Source organism: Tolypothrix tenuis PCC 7101 (genome assembly GCF_963874875.1).
GTDB classification, from domain to species: Bacteria; Cyanobacteriota; Cyanobacteriia; order Cyanobacteriales; family Nostocaceae; genus Aulosira; species Aulosira tenue.
Map to the genome: position 1 here is coordinate 42,113 of NZ_CAWNJS010000003.1, position 16,073 is coordinate 58,185.

Annotated in this window: 12 protein-coding genes; 2 read left to right on the forward strand and 10 right to left on the reverse strand. The window is 41.6% G+C overall.

The window, feature by feature from the left end:
- Positions 1-215: 215 nt before the first annotated feature.
- The 10 genes from AACU25_RS35470 to AACU25_RS35515 form a co-directional block, all read right to left on the reverse strand.
- On the reverse strand, positions 216-3,887 hold the full coding sequence (locus tag AACU25_RS35470) for an ATP-binding protein (RefSeq protein WP_096585048.1): 3,672 nt from the start codon (positions 3,885-3,887) through the stop codon (positions 216-218).
- Positions 3,884-6,922, reverse strand: a complete 3,039-nt coding sequence (locus AACU25_RS35475; RefSeq protein ID WP_096585051.1) for a hypothetical protein — start codon at positions 6,920-6,922, stop codon at positions 3,884-3,886. Before AACU25_RS35475 ends, AACU25_RS35470 begins: the two co-directional genes overlap by 4 nt.
- A gap of 256 nt (positions 6,923-7,178) precedes the next feature.
- Complete coding sequence (locus AACU25_RS35480) at positions 7,179-7,760, reverse strand: AAA family ATPase (RefSeq protein ID WP_096585054.1); 582 nt, start codon at positions 7,758-7,760, stop codon at positions 7,179-7,181.
- Positions 7,757-8,200: an ASCH domain-containing protein gene (locus AACU25_RS35485; protein WP_190445656.1), complete on the reverse strand. Its 444-nt coding sequence runs from the start codon at positions 8,198-8,200 to the stop codon at positions 7,757-7,759. The genes AACU25_RS35480 and AACU25_RS35485 overlap by 4 nt, the downstream gene beginning before the upstream one ends.
- 61 nt (positions 8,201-8,261) lie before the next feature.
- Positions 8,262-9,563: a hypothetical protein gene (locus tag AACU25_RS35490; RefSeq protein ID WP_096585060.1), complete on the reverse strand. Its 1,302-nt coding sequence runs from the start codon at positions 9,561-9,563 to the stop codon at positions 8,262-8,264.
- Positions 9,560-10,570, reverse strand: coding sequence for a radical SAM family protein (locus AACU25_RS35495; protein ID WP_096585063.1), 1,011 nt, complete (start codon positions 10,568-10,570; stop codon positions 9,560-9,562). Before AACU25_RS35495 ends, AACU25_RS35490 begins: the two co-directional genes overlap by 4 nt.
- A gap of 8 nt (positions 10,571-10,578) precedes the next feature.
- Positions 10,579-11,217 (reverse strand): DUF4186 family protein, encoded by a 639-nt coding sequence (locus tag AACU25_RS35500; RefSeq protein WP_096585066.1) that lies wholly within the window; start codon positions 11,215-11,217, stop codon positions 10,579-10,581.
- A 13-nt stretch (positions 11,218-11,230) separates the two neighbouring features.
- Positions 11,231-12,694 (reverse strand): helix-turn-helix domain-containing protein, encoded by a 1,464-nt coding sequence (locus tag AACU25_RS35505; protein WP_096585069.1) that lies wholly within the window; start codon positions 12,692-12,694, stop codon positions 11,231-11,233.
- Positions 12,691-13,134, reverse strand: coding sequence for a DUF6932 family protein (locus AACU25_RS35510; protein ID WP_096585445.1), 444 nt, complete (start codon positions 13,132-13,134; stop codon positions 12,691-12,693). Before AACU25_RS35510 ends, AACU25_RS35505 begins: the two co-directional genes overlap by 4 nt.
- 334 nt (positions 13,135-13,468) lie before the next feature.
- A complete protein-coding gene (locus AACU25_RS35515; protein WP_096585072.1) occupies positions 13,469-13,960 on the reverse strand; it encodes a hypothetical protein in 492 nt (163 codons plus the stop codon).
- A 279-nt stretch (positions 13,961-14,239) separates the two neighbouring features.
- Here AACU25_RS35515 and AACU25_RS35520 point away from each other — a divergent pair, with 279 nt between their 5' ends.
- Together AACU25_RS35520 and AACU25_RS35525 are read left to right on the forward strand one after the other, a co-directional pair.
- Positions 14,240-15,322 (forward strand): tyrosine-type recombinase/integrase, encoded by a 1,083-nt coding sequence (locus tag AACU25_RS35520; RefSeq protein ID WP_096585075.1) that lies wholly within the window; start codon positions 14,240-14,242, stop codon positions 15,320-15,322.
- 244 nt (positions 15,323-15,566) lie between these two features.
- A complete protein-coding gene (locus AACU25_RS35525) occupies positions 15,567-16,037 on the forward strand; it encodes a hypothetical protein (protein WP_096585079.1) in 471 nt (156 codons plus the stop codon).
- Positions 16,038-16,073 lie beyond the last annotated feature (36 nt).

The following is a 16,073-nucleotide window of genomic DNA, read 5'->3' on the forward strand; positions in this document are numbered from 1 at the left end:
GTAAATGTGAAAAGAGTTATATTTATGTAATTTCCAAGTACCCTGCTATAGTAGCAACTAAATAGAAATACTATCAAAACGGGCTTTTTTAACCTAACCCTAAAGAATCACTTTGAGCCAATGCTGGGTAACAGTGGTGCAAAGTTTTATCTTCCCAATCCCGAACTGTATCAGGCTTTCGAGTTTTAAGTAAGAAACCGCATCACAGAAGTTGCTTAGTCTTCTTGAGCAAGAATCAAATTTAATATATTCAATTCACGGGAAGTTAAAAGCTGCTTGTCTGTGAATAACTTACCCCTAATTTCGCCTAAACTATAGCTTCTAAAAACAACAAATGGAAATTCTCCGTACTGAGAGCTAATGGGCAAAATGTTGTCTACAGGAAACATACAACGGATATATTCAGCTAAAATATCTCGGAATGATTCTCCATCTGGCTCTTCTACACCCTTGGAAAAATAGTCTTTAATCACTTCATTGCTGGTAAATATAAATAGTGGAATTGCATAATACTGGTCAAAACGCTGACTATTTTGCTCAAACCACTGTGTCCGCCTCATTTGTTTTCCAAGTAAATTAACTAGCTCAATTGCTCCAAAACTTGCTGAACGCAAATTTTCTGGATAGGCTTGATTAGAATTAATAGAATATAACTTTTTTAAAAGTTCATTATTGGCATAAGGTTTGAGTTCTCGCTCTAGACGCATTTCATAGTTTTCTTGAAGTGCTTTATTAGCTAAAGAAACTACTAGCATACTGCCACTAATGTGGCTGGCTTCTACAGGGCCAAAGCTTAATAGCTGATCCAAACCACTACTTACCAACTTCACAAACTGGTCTGCAAAGGACTCTCGCATTGACAGATAAGAAAGGGTTTGTGTCGGCGGGGAATTGTCTAAATCACTCAAGATAATCTTTACACGACCTAACAGTTGCTCTAGACTCGTATAAACCTCTTTCAAGAGCTTGTCACTGCCACGACGAATATGCTCTTTCTTCAGTTCTTTGATTAAACCGGATATCTTACCCGTAAATGTTTCACCTGCTGCAAATACCGACTTTCCCCCAATAGGAATCATCATAAAATGGTCTTTACCTATCTGCCCAGACCCAGAAATTCTTGTCATGACAGATGTCTTGAAAATTAATAGAATATTCACAAGACTCAGCACACTTTCTTGTAAAGAAAGCTCCGGGTCATCAGCGTAATATACAGCCCGCTCTGATAAGTAAAGAATTAAATCTTTCTCCTCATTATCTAAGGTTTTGGTAATTCCATCTTCAAGGTAGTTACCGCGACCCCGGTAAATTACCTGAATAATTTCCATTAAGTTTTGCTCAATGGCAAAGCGAGGGATATCAACCAGAATATGTTTAGCTTTAGGAAATGATAACCCTCGACTAGCTGAGGCGGTCATAAAGACCACTTTTACCTCAGTATTACATTTTTGGATTTCTTCCTTTTCCTGCTCTGAAATATTAGCGTGAATTTCTAAGTAATCCGTAAATAACTGAAAAGTACGTCGATGTTTTTTTAGATATTCAGTCAGTTCTTTTAATCTCTGCTTATCCTGGATATATACAATTACCTGTCCAGCTTCTGGGTTATCCAAGAAAGAATTAATATCTTCAGCTATCTCTGCTTGTACACGGTTAACTAAGCTATATTTCTTCTCTAAAAAAGCTGAATTGCTAAATTTTAAAGAGTCTATAAATACTTTGTAAGTAATGTTTAAACTACGAGCAGGGTAAGAGTTAGAATTGATGACAGTTGCGCCTAAACCTTTAAACTTGAAAATTTGTACTGAAAGGGGGGAGTCGTTATCTGAAGCTCGCCGATAAAATATTTTGTCTGGTTCTGAAACTGTAGTAGAAAGATGTTGTTGAATGACATCTGGGTCAACAATAGAAGCATCAGCTATAATAATTTTGGTATTAAAGCCATATTGGGAATTAGTCAGATCATATTGGCGAAGGATAGAACTGATGCGGTTTAAGAATTCTACACCGCTATGGTCTCCTGTAATCTCATCAACCATGATAAATATATGTTTAATGCGTTGAGAGATTTTCTTCATTTGGTCAGGAATGACTGAACCTTCACTTTGGTTATAGGCGTTCTTAAATATCTTCTCAAAATGGCGGAGAGTGTCTTGACCGTTACCCGTTTTTTTCAAAGATTGCAGCGAAATTGTTGCCACTATATTATTGGAAAGTTGACGGTCTATAATTGTGTAAATAGCTTCACAAATGCTATCTAAAACTCCTTTAGTTTGCTCACCAGCATCCTGAATTAAATCCTCCATTTTGCGCTGGAGTCTTTGAGAAGCTGAGGGACGCCGCTCAATAAGAGCTTGACCATCGATAAAATGAACAGCTTGTTCTGTAAAGTCCCCTTCTCGTAAATCAGAGAAATACTGCACAGTACAGTGTCCACCATTAGCTTGAATAATGTCTGCATTGGTATTGATGCAAAACAGTCCGTGATTCTCCAATGGTGCTGCAATGCTCCCGCCCAATGATTCTCCCGGTTGACTCTTGAACTTCTCAATTACGTCCTTGTTAACGTTTTTTCTGGGACTGACATAGAAGAACAAAAAGCCATCGTCGAGATGCTGTTTGAGAAATTCTACAATGGTTGTGGTTTTACCAATGCCAGGATTGCCAGTTAAGAAAAGATAAGGATTGTCATTAGTCAGGGCAGTTTTAATTAGTGCGGTGTGAGCCGAACGTAGGTCTAGACTACCACTCAGTCCGAGTTGAGCCATTAATTGAGGTGGCACTTCCCCGCTTGAGTTGAAAAACCCTGTTACTCGCTCCTGGTGAGTAACCAAAGTAGTTGTATCAGGTGGTACTGCTAAAAGAGAGTTTATAAATGTCTTGCCATTAACAAAACTCTCAGCTGCTTTCCTTTTGATAATTCTGAGAACTTGTTGACGAGCTTCGGCGATCGCTTGACCACTTTGTTGCTGCTTATAAATGCGGTGGCAGGTATTTAAGATATCTAAATTTTCTCGATTTACTGACATCGCACTAACACCTCGGTCAGTGTAACCCATAATGCTAAACATCACGGGATCAGCTTCTTGGAGAAGAGAGTGCTGTCGTAAAAACTCATAGAAGCTATGAGCATAACTGGCTGCTTGGATTAATTTGACACTCTCTTTGTCCTTGCGCTTGAAAGCTGTAAAATAGCGAGCAATCCCTTCAGAAAAGCTTAATCCAAGTTTTGTGGTGTCTGTTCCCGTATCAATACTAAGTCCAGAGAAAACACTTTTTGAGCGTAAATAACTAATTTCACTTAGCAGTAATTGCCGTATAACTTCTACATTATCTAAATCTTTAATATCTTCAGCTGACTTAATCGAGAACACTGATAAATCCACTGAGAGGATACGAAACTGTTTGCCGTTGTGCAGCAGCATTAAAGTATCAGCCCTAAGAAACTCTCCTTGCTGCTTATAGCGACCGATATCAACCTTGATATTTCCTAATTGTGACAAGATATCTCTAAAGACTTGTTCCTCACCCTTAACAAGAGTACCAAGGCTGTTGTCATCACAAAAGTTACACTGGTAGTATAAAATTTCCAGCTTTCGCTGTTTCCAACCTGTTGATTCCAGGTACTCCCTAAAGAAATTTAAGCCGGATAAAAACCCCTTTTGGAGAAAAAATATACTCCACTTAGCAATGATTTTACTATCACTATCATTAATTACATTAGCGCGGTCAACTATACGTCGATGCAGTTGTGGAAACCGCAATGCTTGTAAGTCACATTGATATAAATCTCCGAATCGGTGATTCAATTGGTTTTGCTGAATATAAGCAAGGATGCCAACATTGAAGCCGATTTCAAATAATCTTCCTAAATCTTCCGCAATCATTTCCGCTCCTCTCCTTCTACATTCAAGGCACGTCTAACTTCAGTTAAAAACGCCAAAGAGTTAAAGCTTACACTCCTAGTGGTATGCTTGAAAACTGATAATTTACCAACGGCATCATCTCCAATGATGTTTTCGTAAGGGTCAAGTTTAAAGCTAATGTTCCGATTCTTTCTGGGAACAGCTTCGTAACGCGAAAAGTGGAATAAGGTTAGATATTGCAAGATATCATTTTTGATAGGATTGTTTTCGCGGTCATAAATTAGTCCCCTACGGATATCTTCATCATCTAGAATGTCATCATAGACATTTAGCAAGGTGGCGTAGGAAATTACCCCGTTGTAGTAACGCTCGTCATCTTGACCGACTTTAATTCCATTGAAGAGATTGAAAAAGACAACAGCTTTCTTGCTGGGATCTTCAACTAAGCCTGTTAGTTCAAGCGTGTCTTGTATGTACAGAGAACTAACAGTCTGCCCTAGATTTACCACATAATATTTATCAAAAAATACTGGATATATTTTGATGTCGTCTCTATCTCCCTTTAAAGCCTTGAGTACAGGTGTAGACATGAAAAATAGTGATTCATCTTCATCACTCTGAGTCATATTGAGAGTGCTAGAATATGGAGACTTGGCAATATACATAAAGTGCCGATAGCCCTGGCGGTACAATTTGTCCACTTCATCAATGACAATAGTAGGTCTTTGAAACATCTGCTGATGTTCATAGTTTGCTGCGAAGGTGTTGAGCCTTTCTAAGCGAACTGTGCCATCCTGTAGACGCTCTACTCCTACAACTTCTCCTAACAAGTTTGATATTCGTTCTCCACCTCGCCAACTGGCATCACTCTCACGGCTGGAGACTATAATAATTGCTAGTTTGTCTAGCTGGGTGTTGTAAGAAGAAGCGTTGAATTTAAATTTTTTGGGCAGTACAGAGTAAAGAGAACTTAGACCATTTTCAATTTTGTAAGGATTCAGGTTTTTGACACAGAATCCTTGAGTACTGGATTGATGTTCTTCGCTCAATAAGTGGGATAAAGTTTTAGAGAGCGAGCGCATAAATTCTTCTTCTGGTGTGGAGTTCTGCTTAGTATTCAGTTGTAACCGCACAATGGGAATAAACAGTTTATCTTTGACAGGTTCAAGCAGTACTTTCAGGCAGATATAAATAAGCAGAGAAAAAGTAAATCGGTAAATAAACGCTTTGGGGGAGTCAGGATTGTTGAAAATTTGCTCTCGTAACTTTTTATGATTGTAGATGAATAAAATTGGTTTTTGATCTTTGAAAGAATTATTGTAGATTTTCTGACAGGTTTCTTCAGTAAAAGGAACCAAAAGAATTGGTAGTGCTTTAATATTTGTGATATCATACGCCATGCTAAATATTTGGCGGTCATCAGTGGGGAAATAGCGAATATCTTCTACTGCAATACTGACAGAAAGATTGCAAAGGTAGCTGCTATCAACATGAGGCTCCCTGATGGCAATATACTTTAGAGCTTCTCGTGACTTCTCACCAAAGACAGGCTTGAAAAATGTAACATCAGTTAAAATGCGGTCTAAATCGCGCTCTAAAATGCCTCTTTTAACGCCGAGATAAAGCGGATACTCTCGTCTTTTTAGAATAGGCTTATCTTTGAGCAAATCCTTAAGTAACTGCCTGAGTTTTTCAATTTTTATTTTGACGTTAAATTTTTCAATTCCTTCCTTAATTTTGGCAAATATTTTCTTTTTAGCTTCTTCGTCAGAACCTTTGAGTACAGGTAATACCTGTTGCTCAAAGACAGAAACAGGTTCATAATTTAGCTCTGAATTTTCTTGGTAGTTATCTGCTAAAGGATTACTCCTAGAAGCAAATATAAAATAGTATAAAAATATTATTTTTAATACTTTTTCTTTGAAATAATCACTTTTAAAAGAGTCCCCTAATCCCGCCTTATGTTCCTGACTTTCTGGGTCGATTAGGTTGAGGTAATAATCTAGTACAGAAAGTGGCTTGTCTCCGTAAGCTTGAACTGTACCGCCAAATTTTAGTTTGAAACCAAAAATAAACTGCTGCTCTCCTTTAGTATCATCTTTTGTTTCTCCTAAATACCCTTCGATTAAGGGAATAATGGGAAGAATATCTAAAGCTTCGGCACGAGAAAATAAGTCTCTGTAGTTGACTGACTTTCCGGCATAGTTTACTTGGTAATGACCATACCCTCGGTTGATATCATTGATATATTCTTCTAGTAATCGTAGCCGTCGAATCAAATCTTGAAGATATATTTTGCCATCTACCCTATCGTTAACATTCTCCAAAATAAACTCTAAATACCTGATTTTCGCCTCTCGTTTGAGCATACCAATAGCTTCGGTATACATGACTCGTTTGAGCTTGTAAAAGTCAGATTTTTGATTTTTAATCAGTTCTTCTAGTGTGTCGCTTAATTCCTCTAAATCACTCTCAGTTTCTTCGCTAAATTCTTGTTGGATATAATTATCAAGACTGGAAGAAAGTTGAGAATCAAATCCCTTGACATCTTTAACTGTGATGATTAGTTTATGAAGTTTCAAGAGAGAATCACTGCCTGAACGGTGGCGCTGAAGACTGAGCCGCTGTTTTTGCAAACCTGTATACTCTCCGAAAGGATAAGTAAATCCCAGAGATGGCTTTGTACCTTGAAAAGACTGTAAATCTGTCAGTAATTGCGAAATCGCTGATTCTACTGTTTTGTTTGGTGGTAATGCGGCAATCAAGAGGTTTTGCAAACGATCGCGGATTAGCCTGATTTGCTCTGGGAAATTTTTACTTGTGCGATCGCTAAGGTTGATAGTTGCACAACGAATCCCGCTAGCAGATGCCAAAGGGCTTTCCACTTGTGAATTAGCAACCAGATCGGCGATTTTGTCAATATTAATCCGCAATCGACTGTCATCTGGGGAGAACTGGAATGGGTTTTGACTGGGCAGCACTTCCAAGATTTTGTTGAGTAAACTGCTGTAATCTAAGAGAGCTAAATGATTGTCACCTTCAGAAATAATATTCACCCTAATTTCTCCTACAAATGGTCGAGATAGTGCGGGCTGTCCTTGCCCAATTGGTAGTGGCGATTCGTGCAGAGCAAACGCATCTCAATTCTGGAAGTTTTGCAGGGCAATACTTTCAATGTTTAATAACTGAAACTCATCTATGAGCCAAATCCCTGTCCAATAAGTATTTCAATCAAGAGATGCATTTGCTTGCTGCGTTATCACTTTACGCGATAGACGCAAAACTCTATATTTTTAAATTGGAAATGTAACGTCAACGCTGATTAAAATCAGCGTCAAAAATAGTACTCTCCTCCCTCAGTTGTTGAACCCACATCACAATCTCTTTAACAAGTTCTTCTATTTTTTGGGTACCATCCACAGTAAAGTCAGCGATTGTTCGCAACACTGTTTGCACTTGTGCTTCTGTTGAATGCGCCTCAAACTGCTGCCATTGTTCTCGGTGGGTTAACCCTCTCTCAATTAACCGAGCTTCGCGCGTTGAGTTGTTAACCGCTAGAAAAACAAGAAGCAACTCCGAGGGTGCAACGAGCCGACGCAGTGTCGAGAGTATTTCAGCGTGACGGATGCCATCTACCACTAATGGTTGTCCTGGTTCCCAGTCCGCTTGTGCTAAAACTGCTTTACAGAAATGTTCCATCCCTTGGTTAACAAGAGTTGCACCAACAGTCTGTAATACTTCTCGTGATTCTCTTAGACCTTGGCGCTGTGCTACAGTCCGAACGTAGTCCCCAAAACTGACACGTTGCCAGCCCAGAGATGAAGCTACCTCGATTGAAAGTGTTGACTTGCCGCTAGCAATACGGCCAGCGAAGCCAAGAATAAATGATTTCATGGAATTCCTAAATCAAGTTGTAGTTGACTGGAAGTTTCATGCAAGACCACCCAACCTCGGCGATCGCGTTTAACAAATTTGATGGGTTCTATGGATTTAACGTTTTGAATTCGCATTAAAGTAGCAAATGATGCTGCTTCACGTTGTTTCCAAAAATCAGGGTCTTGGGCACATATAGCAGTTGCAAAACCCTCTTTAATAGTTTGCCAAGATTCAGGCTCTAGCTGATAAAACCAAACATAAGAAACTTGGCATATGCCTACAATTGGCCCGCTTGATTGTTTTAATAACACAACATCACCTTTCTCCACGCGGTTGTATGGAGCAAATTTGCGTGTAGAAAACCTTGACTCTACCGTTTTTTTTCCATCAAGAATAAATTGGAGATACGGCTCTACCAAAATAGCCAAGTGAAGTCTAAAGGTCGGTGATTCAAGCAATTGCAATGGCTTCAAGTAACTCTCCCAAAAAATATCACCTCGCACAGCTGACAATAGTTCATCAACCAGCGGCGAGAGAGAGTTGTGTATTGTTCCGCTGTTCGCCAAAGAGTAAAATCTCCTTTTGTTCTGTACTAACAATATTTACTATTTGATTGGCAGCGTGGGATATTAGCTCAGTTTCATTAAGATTTAACGGACGTTGTACAGATACAGCTACCGCTTCATAAGGCGATCGCCCAATCTCCATTGCCCGTAGAATCTGCAACAGCACCCCGCGCCCCTGACAAGCGAAGATTCGATTTCCAGAAGTCCAAACATCAGCCAACTGGCGTCGCGAATCTCTTCGACTCACTGATTGAAGCACATCTCCTGGAATAATCGATATCAGGGATGGATCGGTAAATTCAAGTATATTTGGCTGCCGAACACGTATTCTTACACCCAGTAGTACTTCCTCAGTCCATCCATCGTCTAGCGAAGAAATTGTTGGTCGCGGGATTTCAGCTTGATGGCTGCGTAAGAACACAGCTAAATTCCCACGTCGCCATTCCCTGGAAACTACATTTAACCCTTCTGCTCTAAGTACGTTAAGTTCAAAGGGCGGTGTTACATAGGACAAAGCAGATTGCTCTAACTTTACTAAAGTAAGACCTATCTGCTGCGTCCAGTCCAAAATTTGTACCCATTCCTCTTGAATGCCGGGACGAGTTCCGATAGGAGGCATACTCAGTAATATATGGCCACCAATTTGGCATAGTTGGCTAGCAGTCCAGAGAAATGATTGTATATGCTCCGGATACCAAGGTGGATCGAGAACAACAGCCGCAGCTGTAAGGCTCGGTAGTTGCTCTCTCATCACATCGCACTGGATTACCTGGGTTTGCGGTACTACTTGAGCAAGACTATGTGTTACTGTGTGATTTGCTTCAAGCAGTACCAGACGGCGTGAGTAAGATTCTTCAATTCCCATCCGCAGCAAACTGGGTGTCCCTAGTAGTACAATAGTATCATCAAGATTGGTTACTTTTGCACACTCATTCAATAAGCGCCTAGCAGATGCATCGCTAAACCGCCAATCATAATCAAGGGGATGGGGAATTGGTAAAGGAATTTGGTGGTATGAGTAATTTGGCAGTTGCAGTTTTTGTTTTGCTGGTTTTAATACGTTTGCTAAAATCTCGCTAGAAATTTTTTTGGCATACACAAGACGTTGGACAGATTTGAGGGCAACAGAGGGATATACTCCTGGCAGTGATACAACTAATTGGTCAAATGAACGTACTCCACAGGCTATCGCCTCAAGCACCCAACTATCAACAGCATCTTCAAATATCTGTATTTCAGTTTTAGTTATTGTCATCTATATCTGCCCTCATAAAGCGGTATATTGGCAATGTTGCAAGCTCTTTGATCGCTGGAATACCTGGACTCTAATTCTTGAATCCAAGCCTCAATGGCAATTTGCTGATTCTGCAATGCTCCATAGGTGTCGTGATTCAAACGTTGCTGAACTGGAGTAAACTTTTGAATCTGTAGCGGCACTGTCCGCAAAGGGAGATTCTCATCAAGCATTTGCAGATGATCGACAAAGCGACGCATATCTTCTGCTACCCCAACTGCCGACGGCGCTGTGAATGTGGCGTAAGCATATAAGTCGATACCCAGTGTCAACAGCCGTTTCATTAGATGAAATTGCTGGTCGAACAACGCAGACTCTGCACTGGTGTTAAACGCAAATGACTCGGCGTTAAAACCCTTGAAACAACAAACGCGACCGTAGTTGGGGTATGTGGCGATGAGTTCAATGTCTGCATCAGAAAGATATTTCCAGAAATAATCGTTGCTGAGATTGTCATCAGACCAAAGGTAGATTTGGCCTTCAAGCCCACGGCTTTTAATCTCAGCCATCATCCAAGGCACCCATTCGGGGACGAGATCAGGCTGTCCACCAGTCAAATCTATGATGGGTGGAGGGTCAGGCTGGTCGAGATAATGGTTAATTAAGCTAGCGGGACTCAACCAGTCCGAGTAATCAGGATTGGCTTTAAGCAAGTCAAAGGGGACATAACAGTACCAACAGCGCCAGTTGCACGCCGCGTATTGAAAAACCTGCGCTCGAATCGTATCAGTTGATGGCAGACTAAGCGCCTTGCAAGCCGGGTCAATGGGCAAAGGATTAGAAGGCCAATTTGTGCTGGCGGAACGTCGGAAATGTCGGATGCGTCCGATCCCACCACAGTTAGGAGGTTCGCTTAAATCCTTTTCTTGCTCCGTGTTAAGAAAGTTTGTGATTAGGAGGCGCTTACCTTCTAAATCAACTGACGCAGATCGATAACGAGCTGACAAAGCTTCTGTGTTGATTGCCACTGATACTTTTACCCCCCTTCGTCTTCTGTAGACGAACTTTCTTCACAGCGCAGAGGTTTTAGTCGTGGTACTTCCTCCCCATTTTCTGTGAGAAACGGTAATCGCTCGTTAATGTAAAGCATCACCAAATCTGAGAAATATCCTATTTCCTCCTCAGTTAACTCCCGACCGAGAGGAATGTTATGCCAATACTCTATGCATTTACGGCAGCAACAAGCTGTAGCGTGTTGGGCATAGTGAATGGCATTGGCTTTATCTGAATCGGCTCCCGGTGTTTGGCGACCATCATAAGCGGGTTCTGCTGAACCTACTGATTTGCGAATCCGCTTCTCGACTGCATCCCGCATCCCGCTTTTTCCTTTGCGGCGGGCATGATTAATAGCTTTTTGGCTAATTTCAACGTGCCAAAAATAGTGGCGAATTAGTTCACGCTTGAGAGCCGCAAAAGTGTAATTTACATCACTCAAATCGCGTTTTTGGACTCGGCTCCAATCAACCAGGTCTGCACCGCATGAATGGCATTGACCAATTTGGTCAGCTACTTTCTTTTTCTGACTGTTTTTGAAACAGTGCAATCCGTTATCACAGTCGCTGCTAGTGCAAGAAATTTTGAGTGGCTTGAGGGTTATTGTTTGGTTTTGTGTCATAAAACGCTTAGACTCAATTATCTATATCAGACAGTGCTTGCAAAAGTAAGTTTTGATCCACTTCATTTAGTCGTCCGAAATTAGTTTGTTCAAGAAGGAAGTCACGCGCAATCTGCCAAGGATTTTGATCTAGAGATTGGAGATTTGTTGCTGCTCCCCACCAGTTAATACCCTGAAGTGACAAACGAAATGCCATATAGTTGGCAAGTGAATCAGATGGAACGTTCTCTCTGTTAGCAATTTGAGGGACAACTTTCTTTAATCGCTCAACGCTACCGTTTGCTGCTTCTACACACATCTGAGCCAGTTCCTCAGCACGGCCACTTAGCACAACATTCCCAGCCTCTAGATTTACTTCCATCTCTTCTTGAGATTCCCGTCGCTCAATAGCCGTCTCTTCAGCTTCGACAACAGTACGTTCATCTAAATCAGGTTCCCGTGCAGCATGAAAAAGTTCATGAAGGAGGTCAAAAAGCCAACGTGCAGCAGATGACGTTTGTTGTTTAAGAACAATCACGTTGCGTCCTCCCACACGCCAAAAAGCTCCGTGAAACGCACTAGGGTCTTTCAGGGGTAACACTGGTACACCTAGACTCCAAAGGTACTGCAACGCATTTTTAAATGTTAGGCTTCCATAAGTTGAAATAATTGCTTCTCGAACTTCATTAGCATCTGTAGGAATTCGCTTCTTGGGCAAATCTGATGTCGCTTCCAGTAAGAGGAGAGCCAGAAAATGGGCATAAACTGTATATGCGCTTAGACGGCGTTCATCTGTCCGTGCAGAAACTTTAAAACGAACCGTTCCCAATGCTGCTGTGTTTAGCTGCAATGGACTGGAGCTAAAAATTTCAGTTGGTGTCAATTTGAAAACTCGCTGTAAAAGTGTGGCAATACGGAAGATTAAGCTACTTTCTTCTTCTTCAGTTAACTTTTCTGTTTGTATATTCGCCGCTGTTAATTGAGGAAGCAATCGTCTCAGCACAAGATTGCGGTCAATTCCAACTTGATTTAGACGCTGAAACAGCGTAGTTAGTGAACCTTGGACACTACGCAAGAAAACATCTTCTCGCACCTTAATTCCAAGCGCCTGACTTACCTCGACTAATCGCCCGAAGCTTGCAGAGGAATATTCGGTATCTTCATAACGTTGTATCTGCTGCTCTTTGAGTCCAAGTCGTTCAGCCAAATCTTTTTGGCTTAGTCCAGCCGCAATGCGTGCTTTGATCAGGGCGCGTGGTATTTCCTCTAATGATTCAATCTCAAGTACTGCTCGCTGACCTGACTTTAATGCCTCGTATTCCTCTAATTGTTTACGCAGATCGGTAAGCTGGCTCTGTAACGCATCCACTTGAGCCTTTTGCAGTATTGGATGCACCTTTTGGTTAGATTGTGATTGTTTAGCAAGTTCTTCTAATGCACGCGAGAACTTATCTATTTGGGCCTTTGTTATGCGGTACTGCCGCTCGTTCTTGATCATAGCCATGCCCTCCGCAAATCTATGGCAACAATGCCTTTGGGGTTGCCAGTGTTCTTATCAACCTGAAAAAACTCTAAAAATGTTTTTCCAGTAATACTTTCTGATGTTTGCGCTGGGAAGAGTTCTCCTTGGTACTTAATTTTTTGGGCAGCTCGACCATTGTCGAAGTTAAGCAAAATGGGGTCAAGTAGGTAGGGATCAACACCTGTAACATCCCAGCAGCCGTCATAATCATTAGGATTTTCCTTCTCCGTTACGAAACTGCCATCAATATAAATCACTGGGCAACCTGCCTTTGACAGTGAATCTATGGCAGACTTCAGTCCCTTGAGAAGTTGCTGTCGGCGTGGTGTCGTGCCAAATCGTTCCACGAATTCTTGCCATTTAGTCCAATGCACTCCTGGAGGCAAGTTTCCATCAGAGTTAAACGTTGGTATCATGTCACAACTTTTTTGTTGTGTTTTTAATTTAGCACAACTTTTTTGTTGTGTTGCCAAAAAACTGCAAAAATTTCAAAGCTATCTTGTCGAATAGCTGAAGAAGGGCTATATCTTTTTAATCCCGTCCCAAGAGAATCGGACGTGTGGTGCTGTGAGTGACTTAAATGCTTTTGACACTACAGTTAACGACACTAGTACTGAGGAACATTTCTTCTCTTGGTTTGGCTGGGACAATTTCAATGGGTACAGCAAATATCCCACAGAATATTACTCTATTAACCTGTATTGATGCACGGTTAACTCCAGTGAGTTGCCCAACTGATGGAGGGCACATTCAAAAACCCTCAACATCTTCTCCACCCAAACTACCTGAGCCTTCCCCAAAAAGCCAGTCGCTATCACTGTCGGCATTACCTTCGCCATCCACTTGAAGATTTAAGGAAGGTATTAGCTGTTCAATTTGGCTTTCAAGTCGGGATATCGCCAGCGTTAAAGAAGCAAGTTGCTCCCTATCTTTCTTAATTTCATTTGAAATCCCCACCCGCAATTGATTTAACCGCTCTTGGAGGGTATGTACTTCCGATTTGGTCGCAGAAGGAATATTCACCTTCTCTTCCAGGGCGGCGATTTGAGCTTTCAAAGCTTCAATTTCAGCAGCAGTTGCACTTACACCATCCGCACTCTCTTCAAAGAGTGCATTTCTAATACAATCCAGCACAAACTCCTTAAAAGTTAAGCGCAACTCCTCAGCACGCTGCTTGGCCTGCTTCACCAACTCCCGGTCTTCTTCAGACAGAAGTTTTATATTTATCTGCGGATATTCCACCAGTTCCTCGCGCTTTTGTTGTGGAGAAGTGATTTCTAACCAGTTCTTTAACCATTTGCTTCAAGTTCTAATATTTACTTACTCCCCCCACCTCCCCATCTACCTCTACTTCCCCTACTCTTCTCACTACCATCATCGCATATGGGATATCCGCGGATATACGATATAGATTATTTTCAATGAGTAATTTTGTGGTGCTTGGGAAACAACTATCATAAAGATACCGGGAATTACAGTTCTCGGCATCATAATTATCAGTGGGGGTTGGGGAATTTTATTATGGAAAATTTACCCGTCAAAAGCGTGGAATCACTTGCTGTGGAGGTGGTGACTCTACCGCTTGATGAAGCTCGTGTCGCGCTTGTGGATTATTATTTTCCCAACCGCCAGAAAATTAATTCGACACAACAGCTAATTGAGCTATGGGTACATTCTGTCACTATCAAAAGCGACCAAACGCGACGGGCATATCGGCAAATTGGTTATGAGCTTGTCGATTATATGCAGTCGCGGTTTGGGATATCTGATTTAAGGATGGTAACGTTATTCCATCTACACGCTTATCTGGCTTGGCTCAAGGATGAAAAGCCAGTACGGGGAAAGAAAAATACTTATGGAATTAGTAAAAATACTGCGGCTAAATACACGGCGGCGATTAAAAGTTTGTGGGAGTGGGGTACTAGAGCTTCTATTGGTTATTTTGCTATCGACTTGGGCAAGGACTTAAGCATCCAGTGGGATGATAAGCTCGCAGAGCGGATTCTCTCGGAACGCGAGATTGCTAAGTTGGAAAAAGCGGCGATTGAAGTAGACTTGCAACACAATACTAATAAGATGCATTGGCTGCTGTTTACTCTCATCTTTTACAGTGGGGTGAGGGCGGGAGAAATTGCCCGGCAAACTTCTGATTATGGTAAGCGCGTAATTACGCCGGGGTTATTTTGGCGGCAGTTTCGGGAGGATGGAGATTGTCTGTTGTTAACTGTGACGGGGAAACGAAATAAAACTAGAACTATTAGTCTCGATCCGGAGACGAGTGAGGTGTTACTGGATTATCGTGGGGATGCCAGCAATGATCGGCCGGTGTTTCCTAGTCCCAGTCGGCGGGATAGGGGTAAACCTTTAAGCGATCGCGGGTTGCGACTGATGATGGAGGAAATTTCTGCTTGTGCGGGAATTAAGTTCAGTGCCCACTTTCTCCGCCACACTCACGCGACGCTGGCTAAAAAAAATGGAGCTTCTGATTTTGACTTGCAAGCAGATTTGGGCCATGCTTCCCCGGCGACAACTGCAAAGTACATTCACCATGTTGGGCGTGTTGGGACTTCTCACGCACTGCGTAGAAAAAGCAAACATCGGTAAAAAATAAAAAACGTAAATGTACCCCTACGGGGAAGCCACTCCAGAAGGCATCGCCTCCGCCGGGCGGTTAGGCCATCGCACTCATGCGCTCATCATGATAGTGTCAAGGTAGTTATCAAGATGGAAACACGCTCAGTTGTTCCTGTCCGCGGATAATTTTACCTAGATAATACCTAGACATTACCTAGATATGAGCAATACAGGGAGAACAAAGAAGCTAGCATCTTTCAACTGTGACCAAAAGATGTGGGAGCAGTTTATCGCCCGTTGCAACTCGAAAGGCACGACGGCAACAGCGACGCTCACCCGTTTTATTGAGCTATACCTAGATGGTTCTCTAGATGATCTTGATGCAATTGCTGGTAATGAAGATAAACGTTTGGACTCTTTAGAACAAAAAACTGAAGAGATAACAGCCCAAATGAAACAATTTGCTGAGGCGATTATTAAAATTCAAAATTATCTCAACAACCAACCGAAACGGCAGAAGAAATCGTACAACAACAATTCATATTATCAAGGGCAAACTCCTCGAATCCAACCGCTAACGGAAGAAGGTTTAGCTTCAAGACTTGGTGTAAGTGTAGAAACTATACGCGAGCAGCGAATTAATCTGCCACCACCGCTTTTTGTGGGATGGTGCAAAGGCAAGGATAGAGCAGGGTTAGGATGGGAATTTAATCAGGATACGGGATTATATCATCCGGCAAGTTAGAATTTTTATTAATTTTAATAATTTTTGAATTTAGAC

Coding starts and splice junctions, on each gene's coding strand:
- AACU25_RS35490 (WP_096585060.1), bottom strand. CDS start 9,563: ATGACAATAACTAAAACTGAAATACAGATATTTGAAGATGCTGTTGAT.
- AACU25_RS35470 (WP_096585048.1), bottom strand. CDS start 3,887: ATGATTGCGGAAGATTTAGGAAGATTATTTGAAATCGGCTTCAATGTT.
- AACU25_RS35480 (WP_096585054.1), bottom strand. CDS start 7,760: ATGAAATCATTTATTCTTGGCTTCGCTGGCCGTATTGCTAGCGGCAAG.
- AACU25_RS35520 (WP_096585075.1), top strand. CDS start 14,240: ATGGAAAATTTACCCGTCAAAAGCGTGGAATCACTTGCTGTGGAGGTG.
- AACU25_RS35500 (WP_096585066.1), bottom strand. CDS start 11,217: ATGACACAAAACCAAACAATAACCCTCAAGCCACTCAAAATTTCTTGC.
- AACU25_RS35525 (WP_096585079.1), top strand. CDS start 15,567: ATGTGGGAGCAGTTTATCGCCCGTTGCAACTCGAAAGGCACGACGGCA.
- AACU25_RS35505 (WP_096585069.1), bottom strand. CDS start 12,694: ATGATCAAGAACGAGCGGCAGTACCGCATAACAAAGGCCCAAATAGAT.
- AACU25_RS35510 (WP_096585445.1), bottom strand. CDS start 13,134: ATGATACCAACGTTTAACTCTGATGGAAACTTGCCTCCAGGAGTGCAT.